Origin of the sequence: Gluconobacter sphaericus (assembly GCF_016757795.1) — a bacterium.
Taxonomy (GTDB): domain Bacteria; phylum Pseudomonadota; class Alphaproteobacteria; order Acetobacterales; family Acetobacteraceae; genus Gluconobacter; species Gluconobacter sphaericus.
Window position 1 is genome coordinate 1058183 of sequence record NZ_CP068419.1, and the last position, 22421, is coordinate 1080603.

The window sequence follows — 22421 nt, forward strand, 5'->3', positions numbered from 1 at the left end:
TCAGGATCGCTGAAATGTCAGGGTGGGGTAGGGAAACGCTGCCCGTTCTGTTAAGGGTAGGCCCCATGTTTTCGGATCTGACCGGTCGGCTCAATGCCGTCTGCGCGCGTCGTGCGCCCCTTGTTCTGGCGCTGTTCGCACTGCTCTGTGCCGCCAGCGTTGCCCTGAGTGTCACACGCATCAGTGTGACCACTGACACGAGCAAAATGTTTGCCAACAGTCTGCCGTGGAAAAAGCGGAGCATGGAGCTGACGCGCCTGTTCCCTCAGGACAGCAACCAGCTTGTTGCCATTCTCGACAGCCGCATTCCCGAACAGGGACGCATGGCGGCGCGACAGCTCGCCGCGACGCTCAGTCAGGACCACACGCATTTCAAGACGGTCAGCCTGCCCGGAGACAACGCCTTCTATAACAGCCACGGCTTCCTGTTCCTCGACACGAAGGATCTGGAGCCGCTACTGGATTCGATCGTCTCTGCCCAGCCCTTCCTCGGCACACTCGCCGCCGATCCATCTGCACGCGGCCTGTTCGGCGCTCTGGGCCTGATCGGTGAGGGCATCAAGGCCGGTCAGGGCATCCCTAGCGGCTTTAACGGCGCTCTGGACGGCTTCGCAACCTCCCTGACACAGGCCGCAGACGGTCATCAGCAGGATATGTCCTGGCAGAATCTTCTGATCGGCAAGCTGGCGGAACTGGGCTCACGCTACGAGTTCGTCGTCACGCAGCCAAAACTTGACTACAGTTCCTTCCAGCCGGGCGAAGGCGCCACGACCGCCATGCGCCAGGCGATCAACAACCTTGAATTCGTGAAGACGAAGCAGGCCACCGGCATCATCACGGGCGAGGTGAAGCTGTCAGATGAGGAGTTCTCCACTGTCGCACATGGCATGGTGCTGGGGCTCATCATTTCACTGGTTCTAGTCGCCGTGTGGCTGATCCTTGCAGTCCACTCCCCGCGCGTCATTCTTCCGATCCTGCTGACCCTCATCAGCGGCCTGCTGCTGACGACCGGCTTTGCCGCTCTGGCGGTGGGTGAGTTGAACCTGATCTCGGTGGCCTTCGCGATCTTGTTCGTTGGCATCGCGGTTGATTTCGCCATTCAATACAGTGTCCGCCTGCGCGGACAGCGCAATCCGGACGGCTCGCACCCGTCCCTGCATGACGCCATCATCTTAACGGGGCAGGAAAGCGGCGCACAGATCCTTGTCGCGGCCCTAGCGACAGCCGCAGGCTTCCTGGCATTCTACCCCACAAGCTTCATTGGTGTGGCGCAACTCGGCTTGATCGCAGGCTTCGGCATGCTGATCGCCTTCTTCTGCACCATGACGCTGCTGCCGGCCCTGCTATCCATTTTCCATGCGAAACTGGGCAATGGTACCCCGGGTTTTGCCTTCATGGCTCCCGCCGATGCATTCCTGCGCCACAAGCGCCACAAGGTTGTCGGCGTCTTCGCGCTTCTGGGAATTGTGGGGCTGGCCCTTATGCCACTTCTGAAGTTTGACGCCGATCCGCTTCACACGAAAGACCCGAATACCGAGGGTATGCGCGCCCTGCACTTGCTGGAAGCCAACCCGCTCACCACGCCTTACAGCGCACAGGTCCTGACCCCGAACCTGACGGAAGCCGCCCGACAGGCCGCAGCGTTCTCGAAGCTGCCAAGCGTAAATGACGTGCTCTGGCTCGGCGCTCTGGTCCCCGATGACCAGAAGACCAAGCTGGCCATGATCGAGGACACGGCCTCCATCCTGCTGCCGACCATCACGGTGGCCAATCCTGCACCCGCACCAGACGCCGCGGCTATCCGCGCAGCTGCTGTTACGGCCGCGCAGAAGCTCGATGCCGTGAAGGATCAGCTCCCCACTCCACTCGAAAAGATCCGTCAGGCCCTACACACACTCTCGACGGCCCAGGACAGCACGCTGCTTCAGGCGAGCACGTCCCTGACGCGCTTCCTGCCAGACGAACTGTCGATGCTGCGTACCGCGCTCCAGCCGACGCCGGTCACGATGGAGAACATCCCGCAGGATGTGCGTCAGGACTATGTCCTGCCGGATGGTCGTGCCCGTCTGACCATCCATCCCAAAGGTCAGATGTCCGAAACGCCGGTGCTGCACCGCTTCGTCAAGGAGCTACGCTCAGTCAATCCGAACGTCGCCGGCCCTGCGATGGAAATCACAGAGAGCGCCAACACGATCGTCCATGCCTTCACTGTTGCGGCCATCTGTGCGCTCATCATGATTGCCATCATCCTGCTGGTGGTCCTGCGCCGCCTGCTGGATGCAGCCCTCGTCATGGCGCCGCTGATGATGTCCGCCCTGCTGACGGTCATTCTGGTCGTCACGGTGCCAGAGACGCTGAACTACGCCAACATCATCGCCCTGCCACTACTGCTGGGTGTGGGTGTGTCGTTCAACATCTATTTTGTCATGAACTGGCGTGAGGGCGTGAAGGGACCACTGACTTCTCCCACGGCAAGGGCGGTGCTGTTTTCAGCCCTGACGACCGCCACGGCTTTCGGCTCGCTGGCGAGCTCCGGCCATCCGGGCACGGCAAGCATGGGGCGGCTGTTGCTGATGTCGCTAGGCTGCACGCTGCTCTGCACGATGGTCTTCGTCCCGGCCCTGCTGCCCAAGCGTCCGATCGACGAAGCCTGACCCAGGCCACCATGAGGATCGGTCTAGCCAATATCGTTTACAATATGCGTCGCTTCCTCTTTCCGGAACGGGTCAACGCGAGCACCTAGCCATGCAGCGGTTGATCTTCCCGGATCTGCTCAAAACACAGATCGACACCACCCCAAAGAACCGTCAATCAAATCGCCAAAAACCAAAAATTAGAACCAAGGCACATCAATTAACGGCTCTTCGATCCCTCCAACTCCACCATCCTGCAACCGTTATGTTCTGCCTATGAGGCCTGAGCCTAGCGCCGAAGGAGGATGAAACCCGCGACATAATGCGCCGTGCCCAGCATGGCGCGCTCTTCGCCCATCAGGTCCCGTTCATCCTTGATGATCGACTGGGCAATTTTCGGGATCATCCCGTTCTATCTGTACCTGAAATAACGTCAGATCATGGTACCCGGGAAGACAAGCAACAATCAATATGCATTCTGCTTTATGAAGGCCTGAATGATTTTCCAAGAGAGCGGATTATTTTTTCGGAAAACTCTGCTGGAGTGAGGTGAATTCCTTGGGGAAAATCAAAGTCGGCCGATGAATGATATGTTTTTATAACGAATGGCGTGGATTTACTTCCCTCTGGTGAATTATAACCTGGGATGGAGGGGCGATGATCCCCAAAAAATGCAAGTACAGCTTTTTTTCCTAATACCGAAAGCTTCTGATCAAGCATATCGAGCAAAATATCGCTGTTTCGGGCATGGAAATCGTAGATTTCGAGTGGGTCTTTATAATCGATGCCATCGACCGGCTTCCAGGGACCATGGTTTTCCATGGTCACAGCGTAGATTATCTGGGTTGTTTGAGATGTTTTTTCAATAATCTCACTAATTTTCTTTCCGAGTGCGATATCTCCTACATAGGAGCCGCAAAAATCGTCTTCAGAAAATGCTTCCGTAGAGATGAGTTTTGTAAATCCCATCCGGGGCATGAGTTGGGTTCTGTTATAAAAACGCAGGTCGTGAGGGTGTAAAAAAATTCTTTCTTCGAAAAAAGAAGAGAGACGGTTGGGTAGCGCATAAGACATGTTGCGATCCGCTGTCAGGAACGGGTCAAAGTATCGGAACCCGAGACTTTTCTCATCCTGCCCAAACAGCACGGCATATTCCGTGCGCATTGTGTAGGCGCCAAATCCGCTAACGTCGAGTTGTCCAGTTCTTGTATTGCCCTCCTCTTTCTGAAGACGATTCAGGCTAGCTAAGGGAGGAAGTGGGTGTTGAGTACTGAGAGACACCGGATCGGCAAAAGACTCACACTGAATAATAATCAGTAATTCTATATCCGGCGGGATACAGGAAGAAGATTTTTTGAGAGGAGCAGTGGGCCTTTCACGGCGCCAGCGCAAGAAATAAAAGAAAAGTGTTGCAATTAACCCATAATTTTTGACATCAGAAAAAAGATCTGGAGTAGTCATCAATGTAGTTGACCAACTTTTTTTCCACAAAAAAGCCAATACCGAACCAGATAAAATCATTATGATCATCCCTATCCAGTGAGAATAGGGCGGCAAATCAGCCTTGATCACAAAATACACCATCACTGGAACGCAAATGATTGAAAATATTATAATTATTCTAAGAAATTTAGGGACGGCATCCACATAAAATCGTGGATAACGCAGAAAGGATGCTGCGACAGCGAGATCGCTGAAAATTAGGGGTTCTCCCAGCACCCGGCATTTTAAAATGGATGCCATGGTTAAAAGGGACGTGAGTAACGTGGTAAGCGCGAACGCAAGCCAAGGGCTTCCCACCAGAAAAAGAAAAAAACCGAATGTGGTTGATATAAGAATAGTCCTTGGGGTTAATTTTGAAACACTTAGAAATTTCGATGAATTCACAGAATCAATAATTAAATTAAATAAAAATAGACTTATTGTTACAATAAAATATTCTGACACGTATTGTTGTTTCATTTAAGTGTGATAGAACTTACCGGCTTCCATCTTAATGATAGTCACCATTATTCCACAAGATGCGTTGAGAGATTTTTCTTTTTCCATAGGATATATTATTGGATGGTTTCATATCATTCATCGTCCTGATCTTTGGAAGTCGGCCGCTTTTTAATGACCTTTCTGAGAATTCCCCCGCCATTGACGCTGGATGTTCCGTCGCTAGGATGTCCGGTTCGGGATTGGCGTTCGTTTTCTGAGAAAACAACGACTGATGCCGCTCTTGTCCAGATGCTACGGACAGAAAAACTCGGTGGTGCCTTCTGGCTGCCGGCCTACCCTGGGAAAGGGCAATTCGATCACCTTGTTTCTGGCAGTGATGACTGGGAACAGACACGGAAAATCGTTCAGGCCATTTTGGAGAAATATTCAGGGCAGACCATCTGTGTCCTTATGCCCGAGGGTGAAGATCTACCGGCATTCCGACATGAAAATGTAGTTTTTTCCCATCCCAGTGAGCCCCATGATCTTCTGAGCCGCTGTGCAGCAGTATGGGGAAGCGAACCAGACGACCTGACGCTGCTGGGGGTGGTATATGGTCGACCCGTAAAGCTCCTGAACCCGCAGGATACGTTTGAAAGCTTCTCTACAAGCCAGGCGATAAGCTGGCTGGCAGAAGGGATCAAATGGACCAGTCCGTTTACAGGGAAGCAGGTTGATTTTGTGACGATGGTGGACATCGTCTCTGATGCCAAAAGAGCGTGGCTGCAAAAGCGTTCACTGGCCGTCTGTGTAGGAATGGCCTGGTGGAAGCGTCGCCGGATCAGGCAGTTTTTTGAAGGCTCTGGCCTCCCTGTTGTTTTCCGCTCCCGGAGTTTTGCGGCGGTTTTATCTGCAGAAAGACGGAGCAGGGGCATCGCTGTCTGGGTTAGCCGCGTGCCTCGGGGCCTGTTCAGGCTTGCGGCTGCAGCAAATATTCCTGTTGCCAAGGTGGAAGACGGTTTCCTCCGATCTATTGGCCTGGGCAGTGATCTGCTTCCGCCCTCTTCCATTGTTCTGGATCAACGGGGGATCTATTTTGATCCCTCACGCTGCAGCGATCTCGAGTACCTTTTGAGCAGCACAGAGTTCACGGAAACCCTGCGTGTCCGCGCGACAGCGCTGATGAAGGTGCTGGTCGAACGGAATATCTCGAAATACGGTGCATCGCCCCCCACCGGATTTTGTCAGGATATCCCGGCAGGAAAGAGAATTCTTCTTGTTCCCGGTCAGGTGGGAGATGATCTTTCGATTCGTCTGGGTTGTTCGGAAATTGCGGACAATCTTTCCCTGCTGAAAGTCGTGCGGCAACGTAATCCCGAAGCATATATTCTTTTTCGTCCTCATCCGGACGTGGATGCAGGACATCGCAAAGGCCATGTGCCTGACGATATTGTACTTCTCTATGCGAACGAAATACAGCGTGGTGGTTCCATGACGGCCCTGATTGCCTGCGTGGACGAAGTGCACACCATGACGTCGCTTGCAGGTTTTGAAGCTCTGTTGAGGAAGCGGTCCGTTGTGACTTACGGGCAACCCTTCTATGCGGGATGGGGGCTGACAGAGGATGTAGCCCCCCCCCTTGCCAGACGTGGCCGCCAGCTCTCACTCGAAGAGCTCGTGGCAGCTACGTTAATATTATATCCGTGCTACCTTGATCCGGTCACCCTTTTGCCATGCGGACCTGAAATTCTGATTGAGCGTCTTTCACAGCCGGAGTTATGGAAGCCCAGTCTTGTAACTCAACTTAGAAGGGTGCAGGGAAGACTGCACAAGCATGTGGCCCATCTGGTGTCATCGTCTGTAAGAAAGAGTAAATGACTTTAGATTCGAACATTTCGATGGGTGCCACTCCTGAGCCAAAGCTAGAAACACGACGTTTTCTTTTGCTTCAAGGACTGATGGGCCCTTTCTTTGAAAGGGTGGGCAGCGGACTTCTGAAAGAAGGTTACGGCGTTCACAAAATCCATTTCAATGGCGGCGACCGGCTTTTCTGGAGATTGCCGAACGCTACGGATTACTGCCGCTCCCTGGAAGAATGGCCAGCCTATCTACGAGATTTTATTGCCCGCAACGAGATTACGGATGTTCTCCTTTTTGGTGACTGTCGTCCCCATCATGCCGCAGCACTCGAACTATGCCGTGAACTGCATGTGCCCGTTCATGTATTTGAAGAAGGTTATCTGCGGCCAGACTGGGTTACTCTGGAACTGGGGGGGGTTAACGGTCATTCCAAACTGCCACAGGATCCGGAATATTACCTGAACGAAGCCGCACATCTGCCAGAGCCTGAGCCCCATTATCCGGTGCCATCTTCGTTTCGCCGACGAGCCATGGAAGGAATTGCGTATAATACTGCGGATATTTTGTCCCGATGGCATTATCCTCACTGGACCAATCATCGCCCCTGGCATCCGCTGACCGAGGGGGTAGGTTGGCTCAGAAGGCTTTCTGACCGCAAGGCTGCAATCCAGCGCAGTGAAGAGGTGCTTCGTCGACTGTCGGCAAGCAAGGCGCCTTATATGCTGTTTCCACTTCAACTGAATGCGGATGCGCAAGTGCGTCTGCATTCCGGCTTTAATGGCATTGAGGATGCGATCGAACAGGTTATCGCTTCCTTTGCGACGTCCGCCCCCTTGGATATGCGCCTTATCATCAAAGAGCATCCGTTGGATAACGGCATCTATGACTGGCGCCGTATAGTCGGTCGGATTGCCAGAAAATATGGCGTTATCCAACGTGTGGGTTATGTCGAGCGTGGTGATATTGCGGTGATGGTCAGAGGCGCTCAAGGAGTGGTGACCATCAACAGTACGACAGGAACGCTGGCGGTTGCCGAAAATATTCCAGTGATTACGCTTGGGCAGGCCGTTTATAATATTCCAGGAATTACTCATCAGGATGGTCTGGATACATTCTGGACATCTCCCAAAGGTCCAGATCCTGAGATATTCATGGCTTTTCGGCGCGTATTGATAGAATATTGTCTGGTTCCGGGAGGCTTTTTTTCTGAAGAAGGGCTTGAAACGCTCGTTGATGGAGTGGTCAACCGTCTTCAGAGACACTGTCCCATCAAATTTCGTGAAGCCTGTAAGACTAATGGGCCGAATGTAGCCGCATGGGACTGCATGAGGCGTCCTATCCTTTCGCTGTCAGCAAAGTTGGCGGATATTGTAGAAGGCTTTTGAACTGACATGGCCTCGATTTCGTATCTTCTGGATATTTCCCGCCTTCTGGCGCGCGCAGATTACGCTGTTCCTACAGGAATAGATCGGGTCGAACTGTCCTATGCCCAGTATCTTCTGACACACAAACGAGAACAGAGTTATTTCTGCGCCATGCATCCTGTAGGAATTGCAGGCGGTATTCCGACACCGTTGGCTAAGGAGATGATCGAAGCGCTTGCTGCAAAATGGGGGGGCTCTACTGTCTCTACATCGGCATCACGCCTAAAGAGAAAGATAAGGAGAAAAATCCTTTATTCTCCACTCCCGAAAAAGCCCCATATGGTTCATATCTTGGTGTCTCATCATCATCTGACGCGCCCCAGGGTAATCAAAAATATTCTCAAGCGTACAGGCGCGAAATTTGTGCCTATCCTGCATGACCTTATTCCTTTGGAATACCCTGAATATGCGCGTCCCGGTGAACCGAACCGGCACGCCGTGCGGGTACAAACCATTCTTGATTATGCAGCGGGTATCATTTTTCCATCGCATGCTGTGCGCGATGCCTTCATGCCTTATATGGAAAAGCATTCTCGGCAGCTTCCTATTGGCCTGGTTCCTCTGGGTGTTAATGTAAAGAAAGAAGAAGACCTACTGCCCCCAACACTGGCATGTCCTTCACGGCCTTATTTTGTCTGCTTGAGCACAATTGAGCCCCGGAAAAATCACCTGCTGTTATTGCAGGCCTGGCGTCGCCTGGCTGAACAGTTGGGAAACAGAGCACCTGTTCTGGTTGTCATTGGCAAACGAGGGTGGGAAAATGAAAATATCGTTGATCTTTTAGATCGTTGCCCTTCTCTGAAAGGACACGTCCTAGAGTATAATGAACTCCCGGATCAGGATGTTATTCATCTCCTGAAAAATTGTCGGGCTCTGCTGTTTCCGACTTTCTCTGAAGGTTTTGGATTACCGCTCGCGGAAGCTTTTTCCTTTGGTGTACCGGTATTGTGCTCCGACATCCCCGTGCTCCGAGAAGTGGGAGCCGGCATTGCAGATTATCTGGATCCTTTGGATGGTCCTGCTTGGATAGAAGCCATTCTAGATTACACGACGAACAGTGCACGTCGCAGAGATCAAATTCAGCGTATTAATTATTGGAAGCCATTTACGTGGGAAAATAGTATTTTTAAGACCTTGAATGCTGTTTGTGATTTTAAATTATTCAATTAGTTTATATAAACCAATATTTATTATCGAAAATTATTCTATATAGGGTTTGATTATGCAAAATTTTGATTTCATATTTTTAAATAATTTCTATTAGACTCAAACCTCATAGCCAAAAGATGAGGTTTAATGCGAGGCAGATGGCTGAAAAAAGGCGGCCGAACATAATTTCGATGAAATTACGGCGTTTATATTTTCTCTGGTCGTATTTGACTGGTTTTCGTCGAAATTTCCGCCCTAGCATGCAGGGGTTTATATTTTTCTCTTTCAGGGCGTCCCGGCGTTTCCAACAATTGTAGGGCGTCTTGTGCAGGCCGCATTCCCATGGCGATGTGGATCATGGCCTCTGCCACGTCGATACGCTGTTCGTAATCCCTCACCAGTCGGCGCCAGCGGATCATCCAGCCGAATGTCCGTTCAACGACCCATCGACGTGGCAGAATTTCAAATCCTTTTGCCGTATCTGAGCGCCGGATGATCTCAACCGTGAAGTCGTGAAAGGCGGCTTTGTCCATCAACTGCAGGTGGTCATAGGCCCCATCTGCGAAGAAATGCTTCACCCACGGCCAGCGTTGGCGGATAGCATCCAGGATCATCTGTCCACCCGCACTATCCGAAATATCGGCTGGTGTCAGCCTGACCAGAAGCAGTCGGCCATCGGTATCGACCGCGATATGACGCTTGCGGCCAACGATCTTCTTGCCGGCGTCATAGCCACGGGTCTTTGCATGAGGAGCCTTGATACTCTGGCTATCGATAACGCCCCCAGATGGACTGGCCTCGCGTCCCGTAGCTTCACGATCAAGCATCAGGCAGACATCATGGATGGTTTGAAACAGGAAACGGCGCATTAGCCTGCGGAACCACCAATAGACGGTCTGCCATGGACCAAAATGAACAGGCAACATTTCCCAACCACGCCGGTTCAAAGGCGGCATCAGGGGCGCTATGCGCTCCCATTCTTCATCGGTCAGATCAGACGGATAACGCTTCGTCTTGCGTGTAATGTCGGCCATTCGGCCGCGTTGTTCTGGCGTCCACATCCTGAGTTTGAATCACGCAACAGACACCCTGAAAAACGCTCACGCTCAATTCCCAAAAGGACTCTAAGAAATATTCCAGTAAACCACGAATTCTTAGCTTCAAAATCTTCTTCTGCGGGCATTCATATCATAATATTTCTTCAATTTTTCATAATATTTGGCTCCAGCTTCCGGATAACCCGGAACGCCGTTACCACAGCAAGACTGCCAAACAGCACCACCCCCAAAGACTGCCCGACCAGAATCCCGACCGGCCCGTAAGCCGACCCGAACCATACGAACGGAATGGTCCCCAACGTCGCCCGGCCCCAATTGAACCCCGTAGAATAGAACGGGTGCCCAAGATTGTTGAACGCCGTATTGGCTACAAACAGCAGGCCGACGAACATATAACTCAGCACCAGCCAGCAACAGAACAGCCGCACGATGTCGACGCCTACACCCTGAAGTTCGAAAAGCTGGATGATGAAATTATGCGCCACCGCCAGAACCAGCCAAGTTGCGCCGACACAAAGTGCCGTCAGCTTGAGCGCCGCCAGCAGCGCCTCCTGCACGCGATGAATCTGCCGCGCTCCCAGATTCTGCGCCATGATCGGCCCCACTGATCCCGTCAGCGCGAACACCAGCGAAAAGGCCACCGGGACGATCCGGTCAATCGTCGCCTGCCCCGAAACCGCATTGAGCCCGAACCGCGCCATCGCATGCGTCACGAACAGCGCCCCCGTCGGCGTCGCCAGATTGGTCGCAATCGCCGGCACAGCAATCCCGCCAATCAACCGTGTGGACGGCCCAAACGCCGAGCGCTCCGGCCATTCCAGCATGGCGTGCCCCCGCAAATTCAGGAATCCGCTCGCTGCAATGGCCAACCGCGCCAGAACCGTGCTGATCGCAGCGCCTTCAAGCCCCAGATGCAGCCCAAAAATCATGATCGGATCCAGACAGGCGGAAACCACTGCCCCGGTCAGCGTCACCCGCATCGAGCGCTTGGCATCACCGACCGCCCGCAGAAGCGATGACAGTGCCATTCCTAAACAGACCAGCGGCAATGCCGGTGAGACAATATGAAGGAACGTAGCCGCATGCTGCTGCGCCTCGCCATGCGCGCCCAGCAGGCCAAGCAAAGGCATCGCGAATGTCGCCGTCAGCAATCCCAGCACAGCGGCAATCGCCACCATGACCACCAGAAACGCCGAGGCCATCCGGCGCGCCTCGTCATGCTGCCGCGCTCCGATCAGCCGCCCTGTGCACGCCCCGAGTCCGATCGTCATGCCAATGGAAACAGAGACCTGCACGTAGCTGACCGCCGTCGCAAACGCGATCGCCGCCGTCAGTGTCTTGTCATGCAGATGGGAGATATAGCCGTAATTGAGCAAATCGACGGCAAACACCGCCATCAGCCCGATGGCCCCCGTCCCGGCCATGGTCACGACATGACGCATGATGCTGCCATGAACGAATCTGGCGGGTCTGACCGGAGAATCGTCAGGAATAATAGGCTTTTTCGGGTCGTCGTCTGGCTGGGGCATGCCGCCCCATCATGCCCGGTCCTCAACCAGAGAACCAGAGGCAATGGCGTTTTTTCACACTCACATCATGCCGTTACAACCAGCGAATCCAAAACACGCAACGGCGAATCCGTCGTTTTGAGGCTTGTAAGGACTTCCTTAATCTCCGTCGTGGAATCCTTGGCCATGATGCTCGGGCATACGACCCGTAGCCTGTTCCATGTCCGGGAGTATGCCATGTCCTCGATCATCAACGCGGTCCACACCGCCGTCAGTGGCCTGAACGCCCAGTCCCACGCCTTCACTGACCTCTCAAACAACATCGCCAACAGCCAGACCACAGGCTACAAAGCCAGCACCACCAGCTTCGAGGACTACGTCACCGACAACGAAATCGCTAATGACGGTGAATCCCTGAGCGACAGCGTCGCTGCCACCACCCAGCAGAACACCGACAACCAGGGAATGGTGACAACGTCAACCAACAGTACGGCCCTCGCCATTTCCGGCAACGGGTTCTTCAACGTCTTACAGGCCACCGGCCAAAGCAATGACAGCACCCCCGCTCTGGGGACGCAGCAGTATTATACCCGTAACGGTGATTTCTCGCAGGACAAGAACGGTTATCTGGTCAACACGTCCGGCTATTACCTTGAGGGCTACAACGTCAACGCCACCTCTGGCACCCTGGGCACGTCTCTCTCTGCCATTCAGGTTCCTTCCACCATCGCGTTCCGGCCGACCGAGAGCACGAAACTGACCGCAACCGGCACGCTCGACAGCAGCAGCACCACTTCTGTCGATATGCCGACGACAGCCTATGACAGCACAGGTACGGCCACGAAGGTCGATCTGACCTGGACAAAGGTCAACGACACAACCTGGACTGTTAAGGATGCCACCGACTCCAGCAACAGCGCAACCGTGACGTTTGATTCCACCGGTGCCGTTTCCTCCGTGACATCCCAGAACAGCACTGGAACCAGCAGCACTTCCAGCACCAGTTTCGACTACACAGGCTCCCCACAGGATATGACCGTGAACCTCAGCGGCATCACTCTCGGTTCGGCAAACACCGTTTCCATGACGTCAGACAGCGTGACCAGCGGCACCTTCTCTGGAATTTCCATGGAGACGGACGGCTCTGTCATGGCAACGTTCGACAACGGCTATTCCCAGTTGGTCGCCAAGATCCCGCTGACGACTTTCGCCGATCCGAACAGCCTGTCTGCCCAGAACGGACAGGCCTATACCGCCACGTCGCAGTCCGGAAGCCCGCAGATCAACGCAGTCAACACCAATGGTGCCGGCACCCTGACCACGGGCTCCATCGAGGAATCCACCACGGACCTGACCGGCGATCTTAGCAAGCTGATCGTGGCGCAGCAGGCCTATGGCGCAAACACGAAAGTCGTCTCCACAGCCGACCAGCTTCTTCAAACCACGCTGGCGATGATCCAGTAAGTCGGACTGAAGGGATACCTACCTCATGGGACTGAACAGCGCACTCTCGATTGCAACGTCCGGCCTGAATGCCGTCCAGAACGCCATGGCCGTTGCGTCCAACAACGTCTCCAATGCTGGGACAAGCGGCTATATCAAGGAAAACGCTAACGTTCAGTCTACTGTGGCTGGCAGCATGGGTACTGGCGTCCGCACTGCCGCTACAACCCTGGCCACGAACGAGCAGGTCCAGAAAGCGCTCTACGCCCAGAACGCGGATGTCGCGGCCTACACGGCCACGAGCAACTCCCTGTCCAACATCACCGCACTCCAGGGCTCCACCAGCGCTACCTCCGGCAGCAGCGGAACCCTCTCCGACGAACTGGGCAATCTTCAGTCCGCCCTGACGTCCCTGACCTCCACGCCCGACAGCGCGTCGGCCCAAAGCACCGTCATCTCCGCCGCCTCCACCTTCGCGCAGTCCGTTAACACTCTCGCCTCAGCCTATCAGACCCAGCGCCAGACGGCCCAGGATACTGTCGTGTCCTCGGTTTCGGACATCAACACCGATCTCACCACGATCGGTGCCCTGTCCACCAAGATCATGAATCTCAAAAGCACCGGTCAGGATACGGCCGCGCTGGAAAACCAGCGCTACACGGCCCTATCGTCGCTTTCCTCGGAACTCTCCGTCTCCTGGTCCGAGTCCGCAAATGGCGACATGACCATTTCCACCGCAAATGGCGTGACCCTGCCGACGCGGGATACCAGCAGCACCCAGGGCGCAACCGTATCGTCCACCTGGCCCCTCAGCACGTCATCGGCCCAGATTTCGGTCAGCTCGACCTATTCCGCCGCGTCTGCCGACAGCAGCATTCCTGCCATCACGCTGAACGGCCGGGATGTCACTGCGGATCTGACCGGTGGAACGCTGGGCGCGAACATCACCCTGCGCGATACAACGCTCCCCACCATGCAGGCGCAGCTGGACTCCCTGACATCAACCGTTGCCACCCGCCTGAGCGATCAGGGCATGTCCCTTTTCACATCCGGCGCAAATGGCAACGTTCCGGGCACATCGCAGACAGACCTTACGCCGACCGGAAGCGTCGGCTTCTCGCAGGTCATGAGCGTTTCCAGCACCTATTCCAATGATCCGTCCAAACTGCTCGACAGCAGCACATCCGGAACACAGACCATCCAAAAGGTCCTGAGCTATGGCTTCGGAACAACATCCGATTCCGACGGCACCTCCCAGACGGCAGCGCCGAGCACGAACCTCGGACTGACCGGAACCCTGTCCACGGGCTATACGGGAAATCAGGGGATCATCTCCCTTGCGACATCCCTGACAGCAAAACAGGCCGCCACCGCCAGCGATGCCAGCAGCGACCTCGCCCTCTCCCAGACAACGCAGACCAGCCTGACGTCCAACCTTTCCGGAACATCAACAGTCTCCGTGGACACGGAAATGGCCAATATCGTCACCTTGCAGAACGCCTACGCGGCCAATGCCAAAGTCGTAGCAACCGTACAGACAATGTTCAGCGCCCTGCTAAGCGCAATCGGAACCTGATCATGACCGGAACCATCTCCAGTTTCGGCTTCGGAGGAATCTCCAGCCAGCTTCTTCTGGGTGTCCAGAACCTTCCGCAAAGCCAGAATTCACTCCAGCTCGAAGCCTCGACCGGCGTGCTCTCCAGCAGCTATGCTGGTCTCGGCGCATCCAGAACACAGGCCCTCGCCCTTCAGCCGGCCATCACGCAGGTATCCGCCTGGATGAGCAACATCACGAACACCCAGAACACCCTGACCACGACACAAACCGCCCTGTCACAGATCTCTACCATCGCCCAGGATCTGACAAGTTCGCTATCCACGCTCGGCAGCACGCTGACCTATTCAACCGTCACGACGGCCGCTACCGCCGCCCAGTCGGCCCTGACATCGCTCGGCAACCTGCTGAATACGAAACAGGGCGACAGCTATGTCTTCGCCGGACAGCAGAACACGATCGCCCCTGTAAGCACCGATCTGGGCACATCGGATCTCGCCACCCAGATCGAACAGGCCGTCAGCCAGCTCGGCTCCACCACCAGTGCGGACGACGTGCTCAGAACGACCGAGGATCTGGCCAGCAATACCGCCGCCGGCCAGCCCTTCTCCGCAGCGGTGTCTACATCCCCCGATCAAGCCTACCAGCAGAAAATGCAGGCCGTCGTCGGTCAGTCCGAAACGGTCTCCGTGGGCATGGTCGCCACCCAGAGCGCAACCGCAACCTCCACCACATCGCCCATCCGCAACCTGATACGCAACCTCATGGTGGTCGCCTCCCTCGCCTCGTCTTCCGCCAGCGCAAGTGACTATTCCAGCCTGATTTCAGGTCTTCAGAGTTCAATGGAAACCGTAACGAGCGGCCTGGGAGACATGAGCGGCCTTCTCGGCGTCCAGCAGAACAGCCTGACAACACAGACCTCCATGCTGAGCCAGATGTCTTCCGCCCTGACTACCCAGCTCGGGCAGGTCAAGGATGCCGATCTGGCGCAGGTTTCCACGCAGGTGACGAACACCAACAACCAGCTTCAGGCGTCCTATTCCCTCATCGCCGACATGAAGGGCATGACACTCGCATCTTACCTCTGATGCCGGTTGAAAATCCGTTTGTGACATCGCATATCGAAGTCACTTTCCTGTACGGAGACTTAATGAGATGAGTGAAACGAACACCCAGAAGGCAGCTGAAAAGCACGAATTCAGTGCCGAAGTCGGACGTCTTCTGGATCTGGTAGTCCATGCCCTTTACTCGGATCGTGAGATCTTTCTGCGTGAACTCGTCGCCAACGCGGCCGATGCCACGGACAAGCGCCGTTTCGAGGCTTTGACGGACAGCGCGCTAGCTCTCCCAGAAAATGCGTCCATTCGCATCAACCCGGACAAGAGCCAGAAAGAGCTGACCATTTCCGATGACGGCGTGGGCATGACCCATGACGAACTGGCTCAGAACCTCGGCACGATTGCCCGTTCCGGTACCCGCGCCTTCGGTGAAAAGCTGAATGCCGCAAAACCGGAAGACCGTCCGAACCTGATCGGCCAGTTCGGTGTAGGCTTCTACGCGGCTTTCATGGTGGCAGACCGTGTAGACGTCACATCGCGCAAGGCCGGTTCCGACGAAGCCTGGACCTGGTCGTCTGATGGCAAGGGCGCCTTCACGCTCACCCCCGCCTCCCGCTCCACGCCGGGCACCGACATCGTCCTGCACATGAAAGACGATGCTGACGAATATCTCGACAGCTGGCGTCTGCGCTCCACCATCCGCAAATGGGCAGACCACATCTCCTGGCCCATCACCCTGCGTGAAACAAAGGAGGACGGCACCACCGAAGATCAGGCTGCCAACGAAGGCACGGCCCTGTGGAGCAAGCCGAAAGCCGAAATCACACCGGAGCAGTATGCCGAGTTCTACCGGCACATCTCGCGTGCTTTCGATGAGCCCTATGCGACGCTGCACTGGCGCGCGGAAGGTGTAACCGAATTCACGGCCCTATTGTTCCTGCCCAGCGCCCGCCCGTTCGATTTCATGGAGCAGTCCCGCGAAAGCCGGATTCATCTTCATGTCCGCCGGATGTTCATCACCGACGAAGCCGAACTGGTCCCGAACTGGATGCGCTTCGTGCAGGGGGTGGTCGACACCGAAGATCTGCCGCTCAACGTCTCGCGTGAAATGCTTCAGGCCACTCCGGTCCTGGCCCGTATCCGCAAGACCGTGACCAAACGCGTCCTGAGCGAGATCAGCAAGCGTGCAAAGGAAGCCGACAACGGTTTCAACACGTTCTGGGAAAACTTCGGCGCCGTCATCAAGGAAGGGCTCTGGGAAGATGCCGAACACCGTACAGAAATCGCCGGTTTCGCCCGCTTCCACTCGACCTATAGTGACGACCTGATCACGCTGGATGATTACATCTCCCGTATGAAGGATGGTCAGGACGCCATCTATTACCTGACCGGCGACAGTCTCGACGCGCTCAAGTCCTCGGCCCAACTTGAAGGCTTCCGTGCCCGCGGCCTCGAAGTCCTACTGCTCTCCGATCCGGTGGACGGCTTCTGGCCGGAGCGTCTGTCTTCCTATCAGGAAAAGCCCCTGCGCTCCGTCACCCACTCCCACGGTGATCTGGAGAAGTTCGAGTCTGTGGAAGCAGACACGGCCGAAGCCGCGAACGTTGAAAAGCTGGTCCCGACCCTCAAGGATGCGCTTGGCGATCAGGTCAAGGACGTCCGCAGCACCGTCCGACTGACGGGCAGTGCCGTCGTCATCACGTCCGATGGCGGTCCGGATCTAACGATGCAGCGTCTGATGCGCCGTTCGGGTCAGGCCATGCCCGCCATGCCGCCGATCCTTGAAATTAACCCGAAGCATCCGCTCATCAAGGCTCTGTCCGAGCGCGTCGAAAAGGGCGAGAGCGTCAAGGACTATGCGACTGTCCTGTTGGATCTGGCCCGCGTGCAGGAAGGCGAGCCCCTACCCGACCCAACCGGTTTCGGTCGTTCGCTCGCCGCGCTGCTGGCCGGTCCTGCCGCAGAATAAGCAAAGACCCCGAGCCTTCCGCATTTTCAGGTCTGTTCGAAAAAGGCGAGGGAATTATCCCTCGCCTTTTTTACATACGCTCCTGTGGGATATGGAACGCCAGACATGATTGAGGGAGAAGCAGGCCCGTAGACGATTTCCACTTTACCGCATCACTGTAATCGGTGACCTGTCCTGCTGTCATGAAGAGATCCAGCGGTCGTCCGTTCTGATCGGTGAGGCATGGACCTTGATATTCATACCGCCTTTGGTACGACCGATCAGGCGGCGCAGATCCTATTTTTAGCCGCAGACTCAAAGCCGTACGGTGTGTCTTGAGATACGTCGCATCAATCATAATGGTCTGAGACTCTGCCTTTCCGGCAGCCGGACCGTCCATCATCCGGGCGAAGATCTCCATGGCGCCTCAGCGCAGAGCATTGCGGTTCACAGAAATGATGCCACTCAATACACGGCGGTCATCGACGCGAGGTTTGCTGTGGCTTCTGGGAAAGAACGGCCGCAGACGCTCCATCTATTCGTCCATCAGTCAAAACAGGTCGCTCATCTTCAGTCTTCTCACAAAGCCTGAATCAGATTTCGTAATCAAATCAATGGGTCCTGAGCCTAGACACCAAGCCCGCTCAAGCGCGTAAGCCGCTCCTCAACATCAAAGAAACCGGACCTGTTTATTTTACATCCCCCAATAATAGCAGGAGTGATGGAATCATACAGAGGCCGCCAAATTCGCGAGTTTTTCGGGCCCTCCACTTCCATTTCGAACCAGACTTCTAAGCGATAAAAGGCCAGGAGTTCATTATCGATCGGATGGCCGCACGCGATGATCTGACTGGTATCGGGAAACAGCGATGCGGTTTCGACCATCGGGAACTTTATGATGTGCTGGAGCATAACTAGCGCCCCAGACACAATTCCGATTCCGTGGGGGCAGAGGAAAACCCCTCAGATCAGTCCTTTTGCCCGGATCAGCGTAAAAGCGGCCAGTGAGACCATGCATTTCAGTTCGCCGTCTCGGATCATAGTCTCGAACGCTTCGAGCGTCATGTCGTGGCAGGTGATGTCTTCTTCGGTAGCTTCACGATCCGTTTCACCGCGGGTCAGATTGCAGGCCAGAAAGACATGCCCCTTCTGGTTCGAATAGCCCGCCCCCTGATACATGCTTCCGACATGAATCATCTCGCCGGCGCGCAGTCCGGTTTCCTCCCGCAATTCACCCAGCGCGAGTTCGACCGGATCGACATTCTCTTTCGTCTCCCACATACCCATCGGAAGCTCCCACAGCCGCTCGCCCACAGGATAGCGGAACTGCTGGATCAGCGTGACCTTGCCGTCGGCATGCAGCGGCAGGATCACAACGAACTCGCCACGCTCGACAATGCCATAAAGTCCCTGCTTTCCGTTGGGATGGACGATGATGTCCTCGCGCAGGGCGGTCCAGGGGTTGCTATAGGCCATTCGGGTGGAAATTGTCTGGAAACCGGCGTCCCTACGGGCGTCTTCGATGGTCTTATCGGTGCTCATGGACGGCTCCTGATCTTGTTTCGTTCTTTCGAATCGGCAACACTCGCATCATGGAGCAACGCCGGATCGTGCATATCGACATGGACGCATTTTACGCGTCTGTCGAACAGCGGGACGACCCCTCCCTGCGCGGCCGCCCCCTCGCGGTAGGCCGGGGCGAGGCACGGGGCGTTGTAGCCGCCGCAAGCTACGAGGCTCGACGTTTCGGCGTCCGCTCGGCCATGCCGTCGGTCACGGCCAAACGCCTGTGTCCGGAGCTTGTGTTCGTGCCTGCGCGGTTTGACGTCTATCGCAGCGTCTCGGCCCAAATCCATGACATTTTTTCGCGCTACACGCCCCTGATCCAACCACTGTCGCTGGACGAAGCCTATCTGGATCTGACCGACCATCTTGGCGCCTATGGTTCCGCCACGCTGGTCGCGGACCGCATCCGCGCTGATATCCACGCTGAGACCGGGCTGACCGCCTCGGCCGGTGTGTCCTACAACCGTTTTCTGGCTAAGCTGGCCTCGGATTACCGCAAGCCTGACGGGCTGTTCGTTATCACACCGGCAATAGGGCCGGACTTCGTATCTGCCCTGCCCGTCGATGCATTTCACGGTATTGGCCCCGCCACAGCACGGAAAATGCGTGCTCTAGGCATTGAGACGGGCGCCGATCTGCGGGAACGAGACGTCGAGACGCTGACCCGGCATTTCGGCAAGGCCGCGGCGTTTTATCATGGGATCTCGCGCGGGATCGATCACCGACCCGTCGTCGTAAACCGGGAACGCAAGTCACTTGGTACCGAACAGACCTATCTTCGGGATCTGACTTCCGAAAGCGATGCATATAATGCTCTTGCGCAAATCGCAGCAAAGCTGTGGACAGGTGCGGAACGTCGCCGTCTTCAGGCACGAACCGTAACCCTGAAGGTCAAATACGCGGATTTCCATCAGATCACCCGCGCCCGAACACTGTCCACGCCAGTTCCGTCCGAAACAGATCTGCTGATCACGGGCCAGAGTCTGATAGCGCCACTATTTCCATTCATCCCTGGCGTGCGCCTGCTAGGCCTTACGCTATCTGGCTTTCAGCCACCCGACACCCTGCCCGACGATCAGATGGAGCTGCTCTTTTAGAACGACGTCATGACATATCAACACAAATTCTGGCATTCTTTCCACTATTTGATGCGTTGATACTCAGCCTGTCCTGATCGGGCCGTCTTTTCATCGCATGGACCAACGCACATGCCCCACGCTATCGAGCAGCGCCCTGCTGACACCTTTCCTGATGATGGCTGGATGCGCATCCAGGATCTCCCTGTCACCAGGCTTCGAGAAAACCCTTTCCTACAACCAACAGGAACGCTCCTCCTCGACGCTTCACAATTCCATGGCATCCCGGCTTCGGTAGACTGTCTCGATGTTCGCTTCAAACAGTATCGCCCGGGATTATGAAGGAAAGACAGGCTCCCCCTCGTGACGGCTTCCTCCATCTGGCCTATGGCATGAGCGAGCTTTTTTACAGACTGGCCTCAGGAGAGCAGATTTCATGACCGCGCAAGATACGCCGGCGGCCTCACCGACAAAACGCGTTCTTGCAGTCGTCCTGTTCAATCTTCTCGTCTATATCGTGATCGGCCTGCCCAACGCCGTCCTGACAATTTTTGTCCATCAGGGCCTGGGCTACAGCACGACCGTCGCGGGTATCACATTCTCGCTCCAGTATTTCGCGACTTTTGCGGCCCGCCCGTCCGCCGGGCGACTGGTCGATCGGATCGGCCCCAAACCCGTGGTCATCGGCGGGCTCGTCACCTGTCTGCTCTCCGGCCTGTTGGTGATCGGATCGGGGCTATTGGCGGCCACACCGCTACTGTCGCTGGGCGTTCTGCTGTCCAGCCGCCTGTTGCTGGGGTGGGCGGAAAGCTGGGCCGCGACCGGGGTGATCGTCTGGAACATCCGGCGGGCTGGGGCGGAAAATACCGCCATCGCCATTTCCTGGAACGGCATCTGCTCCTATGGCGGGATTGCGCTAGGTGCGCCAATCGGGGCCAAGCTGTCCATGCTGGCCGCACCCTATGGCGGGCTGGTTTCGGTGGGCATACTCTCGGTGGCCCTGCCGCTATTCGGTCTGGCGCTGATCGGCTTCTACCCTGCCGTCAAACCCATTCCCTCGACCAGTCAGCCCATTCCTTTTTCCCGTGCGCTCAGACTCGTTCTTCCGCACGGGTCGGCACTTGCGGCAGGTTCCATTGGATTCGGAGCGATCTCGTCGTTCCTGGCACTATATTATTCGGTCCTGCACTGGGAAGGAGCGGCTACGGCGCTGGCGGTCTTCGGCTTCACTTTCGTCGTCATCCGGTTTTTCTTCGCCTCACAGATCGCGAAGCGTGGTGGCGTATTCGTGGCGATCGTCTCGCTGTTGGTGGAAGCACTCGGCCTCGCCACGCTCTGCATATTCCAGACGCCATCCGCAGCCCTCGTGGGGGCCGCACTGACAGGGGCCGGCTTCTCGCTGCTCTTCCCCGCACTCGGCGTTCTGGCCGTCAACAGTGCGGGTCCGGAGAACCGCGGGGCAGCTCTGGGCGCCTATTCCATTTTCATTGACCTTGCCATCGCGTGCTCGGGGCTGTTTCTTGGACAGGTCATCGAGTTCGCAGGTTACAGGACGATGTTCGCCACCACCGCCATCTGCTGTCTGGGTGGTGTTCTGATCAGCCGTTCCCTGGGCCGCAGGACCGCGTGACGGATCTTCGCTTCAACTTACACGGACCTGACATGACCATTCGTTCCTGCGCCGTCTTCTGTGGCTCCCGCTTCGGCAACTCTCCCGTTTATGCCGAAGGTGCAAAAGAAATCGGAATGGCCCTGGCGCGACACGGAATTACACTGGTCTATGGCGGCGGGCATGTCGGACTGATGGGCACGGTGGCGGATGCGGCCCTTCAGGCGGGCGGCAAGGTCATTGGCGTCATTCCCGAGTTCCTCCACGCCCGCGAAGTCATGCACAAGGGCGTCACGCAACTTGAAGTCACGCCGGACATGCACACCCGCAAGGCCCGCATGTTCGAGCTGTCCGACGCGTACGTCATCATTCCCGGCGGCCTCGGCACGTTCGACGAACTGATGGAGATCATGACCTGGAAGCAGCTCGGGCTGCATCAGGAGCCGATCTACATCGTCAATATCGGCGGCTGGGCGACGTCACTGGTCAACACACTCAATGATGCCGTCGATCAGGGTTTTGCAGACCCATCGGCCCGCAAACTGTTCACGGTCGTCGAGGACGTTCCGGCACTGATGCAGCATCTCTCTGTCAGCGTTCCGGCCTGAATT

General features: G+C 55.9%; 15 protein-coding genes and 3 pseudogenes. 11 read left to right on the top strand and 7 right to left on the bottom strand.

The genetic code is table 11. From position 1 onward, the window contains the following. The first annotated feature begins 65 nt into the window (after positions 1–65). Positions 66–2654, top strand: a complete 2589-nt coding sequence (locus IGS75_RS05060) for an MMPL family transporter (RefSeq protein ID WP_202257814.1) — start codon at positions 66–68, stop codon at positions 2652–2654. Between the two features lie 462 nt (positions 2655–3116). On the opposite strand, the gene IGS75_RS05065 is transcribed toward IGS75_RS05060, so the two are convergent. Next, positions 3117–4595: an LTA synthase family protein gene (locus IGS75_RS05065; protein ID WP_202257815.1), complete on the bottom strand. Its 1479-nt coding sequence runs from the start codon at positions 4593–4595 to the stop codon at positions 3117–3119. A gap of 153 nt (positions 4596–4748) precedes the next feature. Here IGS75_RS05065 and IGS75_RS05070 point away from each other — a divergent pair, with 153 nt between their 5' ends. From IGS75_RS05070 to IGS75_RS05080, 3 genes are read left to right on the top strand one after another with little or no spacing between them, the layout of a single operon-like run. Next, the gene (locus IGS75_RS05070) at positions 4749–6434 is read left to right on the top strand and encodes a capsular polysaccharide export protein, LipB/KpsS family (protein ID WP_202257816.1); all 1686 of its coding nucleotides are present in this window, start codon (positions 4749–4751) and stop codon (positions 6432–6434) included. After that, positions 6431–7801 carry a capsule biosynthesis protein gene (locus tag IGS75_RS05075; RefSeq protein ID WP_237469005.1) on the top strand — a complete coding sequence of 457 codons (1371 nt, stop codon included), beginning with the start codon at positions 6431–6433 and terminating at the stop codon, positions 7799–7801. The genes IGS75_RS05070 and IGS75_RS05075 overlap by 4 nt, the downstream gene beginning before the upstream one ends. A 6-nt stretch (positions 7802–7807) precedes the next feature. Next, entirely contained in the window at positions 7808–9010 is a 1203-nt protein-coding gene (locus IGS75_RS05080) for a glycosyltransferase family 4 protein (RefSeq protein ID WP_141350212.1), read from the top strand. Between the two features lie 103 nt (positions 9011–9113). Here the strand turns inward: IGS75_RS05080 and IGS75_RS05085 are convergent. The 3 genes and pseudogenes from IGS75_RS05085 to IGS75_RS05095 form a co-directional block, all read right to left on the bottom strand. Next, positions 9114–9287, bottom strand: a pseudogene (locus tag IGS75_RS05085) (IS5/IS1182 family transposase); the annotation flags it as partial. A 43-nt stretch (positions 9288–9330) separates the two neighbouring features. Further along, a pseudogene (locus IGS75_RS05090) lies at positions 9331–10050 on the bottom strand (IS5 family transposase); the annotation flags it as partial. A 140-nt stretch (positions 10051–10190) separates the two neighbouring features. After that, positions 10191–11576, bottom strand: coding sequence for an MATE family efflux transporter (locus tag IGS75_RS05095; protein ID WP_228123902.1), 1386 nt, complete (start codon positions 11574–11576; stop codon positions 10191–10193). 165 nt (positions 11577–11741) lie between these two features. Between IGS75_RS05095 and flgE the strand changes: the two genes are divergently transcribed. The 4 genes from flgE to htpG all read left to right on the top strand — a co-directional run bounded on the left by flgE (position 11742) and on the right by htpG (position 17580). Further along, on the top strand, positions 11742–13019 hold the full coding sequence (gene flgE, locus IGS75_RS05100; RefSeq protein ID WP_237469007.1) for a flagellar hook protein FlgE: 1278 nt from the start codon (positions 11742–11744) through the stop codon (positions 13017–13019). 25 nt (positions 13020–13044) lie between these two features. Then, a complete protein-coding gene (flgK, locus tag IGS75_RS05105; protein WP_202257817.1) occupies positions 13045–14574 on the top strand; it encodes a flagellar hook-associated protein FlgK in 1530 nt (509 codons plus the stop codon). A gap of 2 nt (positions 14575–14576) precedes the next feature. Continuing rightward, complete coding sequence (locus IGS75_RS05110; protein WP_202257818.1) at positions 14577–15641, top strand: flagellin; 1065 nt, start codon at positions 14577–14579, stop codon at positions 15639–15641. A gap of 67 nt (positions 15642–15708) precedes the next feature. Continuing rightward, a complete protein-coding gene (gene htpG, locus IGS75_RS05115) occupies positions 15709–17580 on the top strand; it encodes a molecular chaperone HtpG (RefSeq protein WP_202257819.1) in 1872 nt (623 codons plus the stop codon). Positions 17581–17728: 148 nt separating this feature from the next. Here htpG and IGS75_RS05120 read toward each other — a convergent pair. The 3 genes and pseudogenes from IGS75_RS05120 to IGS75_RS05130 form a co-directional block, all read right to left on the bottom strand. Continuing rightward, positions 17729–18094: pseudogene (locus IGS75_RS05120) on the bottom strand (IS5/IS1182 family transposase); the annotation flags it as partial. Positions 18095–18186: 92 nt separating this feature from the next. Then, positions 18187–18471, bottom strand: a complete 285-nt coding sequence (locus tag IGS75_RS05125) for a hypothetical protein (RefSeq protein WP_202257821.1) — start codon at positions 18469–18471, stop codon at positions 18187–18189. Between the two features lie 51 nt (positions 18472–18522). Next, complete coding sequence (locus IGS75_RS05130) at positions 18523–19101, bottom strand: NUDIX domain-containing protein (RefSeq protein ID WP_202257822.1); 579 nt, start codon at positions 19099–19101, stop codon at positions 18523–18525. Between the two features lie 50 nt (positions 19102–19151). Between IGS75_RS05130 and dinB the strand changes: the two genes are divergently transcribed. The 3 genes from dinB (at position 19152) to IGS75_RS05145 (ending at position 22418) form a co-directional block, all read left to right on the top strand. Further along, a complete protein-coding gene (gene dinB, locus IGS75_RS05135) occupies positions 19152–20222 on the top strand; it encodes a DNA polymerase IV (RefSeq protein ID WP_202257823.1) in 1071 nt (356 codons plus the stop codon). 415 nt (positions 20223–20637) lie between these two features. Beyond that, positions 20638–21831 (top strand): MFS transporter, encoded by a 1194-nt coding sequence (locus IGS75_RS05140; RefSeq protein WP_141353464.1) that lies wholly within the window; start codon positions 20638–20640, stop codon positions 21829–21831. Positions 21832–21863: 32 nt separating this feature from the next. Continuing rightward, positions 21864–22418, top strand: coding sequence for an LOG family protein (locus tag IGS75_RS05145; protein WP_202257824.1), 555 nt, complete (start codon positions 21864–21866; stop codon positions 22416–22418). The last annotated feature ends 3 nt before the right edge of the window (positions 22419–22421 follow it).

Coding starts and splice junctions, on each gene's coding strand:
- IGS75_RS05060 (WP_202257814.1), top strand. CDS start 66: ATGTTTTCGGATCTGACCGGTCGGCTCAATGCCGTCTGCGCGCGTCGT.
- IGS75_RS05065 (WP_202257815.1), bottom strand. CDS start 4,595: ATGAAACAACAATACGTGTCAGAATATTTTATTGTAACAATAAGTCTA.
- IGS75_RS05070 (WP_202257816.1), top strand. CDS start 4,749: ATGACCTTTCTGAGAATTCCCCCGCCATTGACGCTGGATGTTCCGTCG.
- IGS75_RS05075 (WP_237469005.1), top strand. CDS start 6,431: ATGACTTTAGATTCGAACATTTCGATGGGTGCCACTCCTGAGCCAAAG.
- IGS75_RS05080 (WP_141350212.1), top strand. CDS start 7,808: ATGGCCTCGATTTCGTATCTTCTGGATATTTCCCGCCTTCTGGCGCGC.
- IGS75_RS05095 (WP_228123902.1), bottom strand. CDS start 11,576: ATGCCCCAGCCAGACGACGACCCGAAAAAGCCTATTATTCCTGACGAT.
- flgE (WP_237469007.1), top strand. CDS start 11,742: ATGATGCTCGGGCATACGACCCGTAGCCTGTTCCATGTCCGGGAGTAT.
- flgK (WP_202257817.1), top strand. CDS start 13,045: ATGGGACTGAACAGCGCACTCTCGATTGCAACGTCCGGCCTGAATGCC.
- IGS75_RS05110 (WP_202257818.1), top strand. CDS start 14,577: ATGACCGGAACCATCTCCAGTTTCGGCTTCGGAGGAATCTCCAGCCAG.
- htpG (WP_202257819.1), top strand. CDS start 15,709: ATGAGTGAAACGAACACCCAGAAGGCAGCTGAAAAGCACGAATTCAGT.
- IGS75_RS05125 (WP_202257821.1), bottom strand. CDS start 18,471: ATGCTCCAGCACATCATAAAGTTCCCGATGGTCGAAACCGCATCGCTG.
- IGS75_RS05130 (WP_202257822.1), bottom strand. CDS start 19,101: ATGAGCACCGATAAGACCATCGAAGACGCCCGTAGGGACGCCGGTTTC.
- dinB (WP_202257823.1), top strand. CDS start 19,152: ATGGAGCAACGCCGGATCGTGCATATCGACATGGACGCATTTTACGCG.
- IGS75_RS05140 (WP_141353464.1), top strand. CDS start 20,638: ATGACCGCGCAAGATACGCCGGCGGCCTCACCGACAAAACGCGTTCTT.
- IGS75_RS05145 (WP_202257824.1), top strand. CDS start 21,864: ATGACCATTCGTTCCTGCGCCGTCTTCTGTGGCTCCCGCTTCGGCAAC.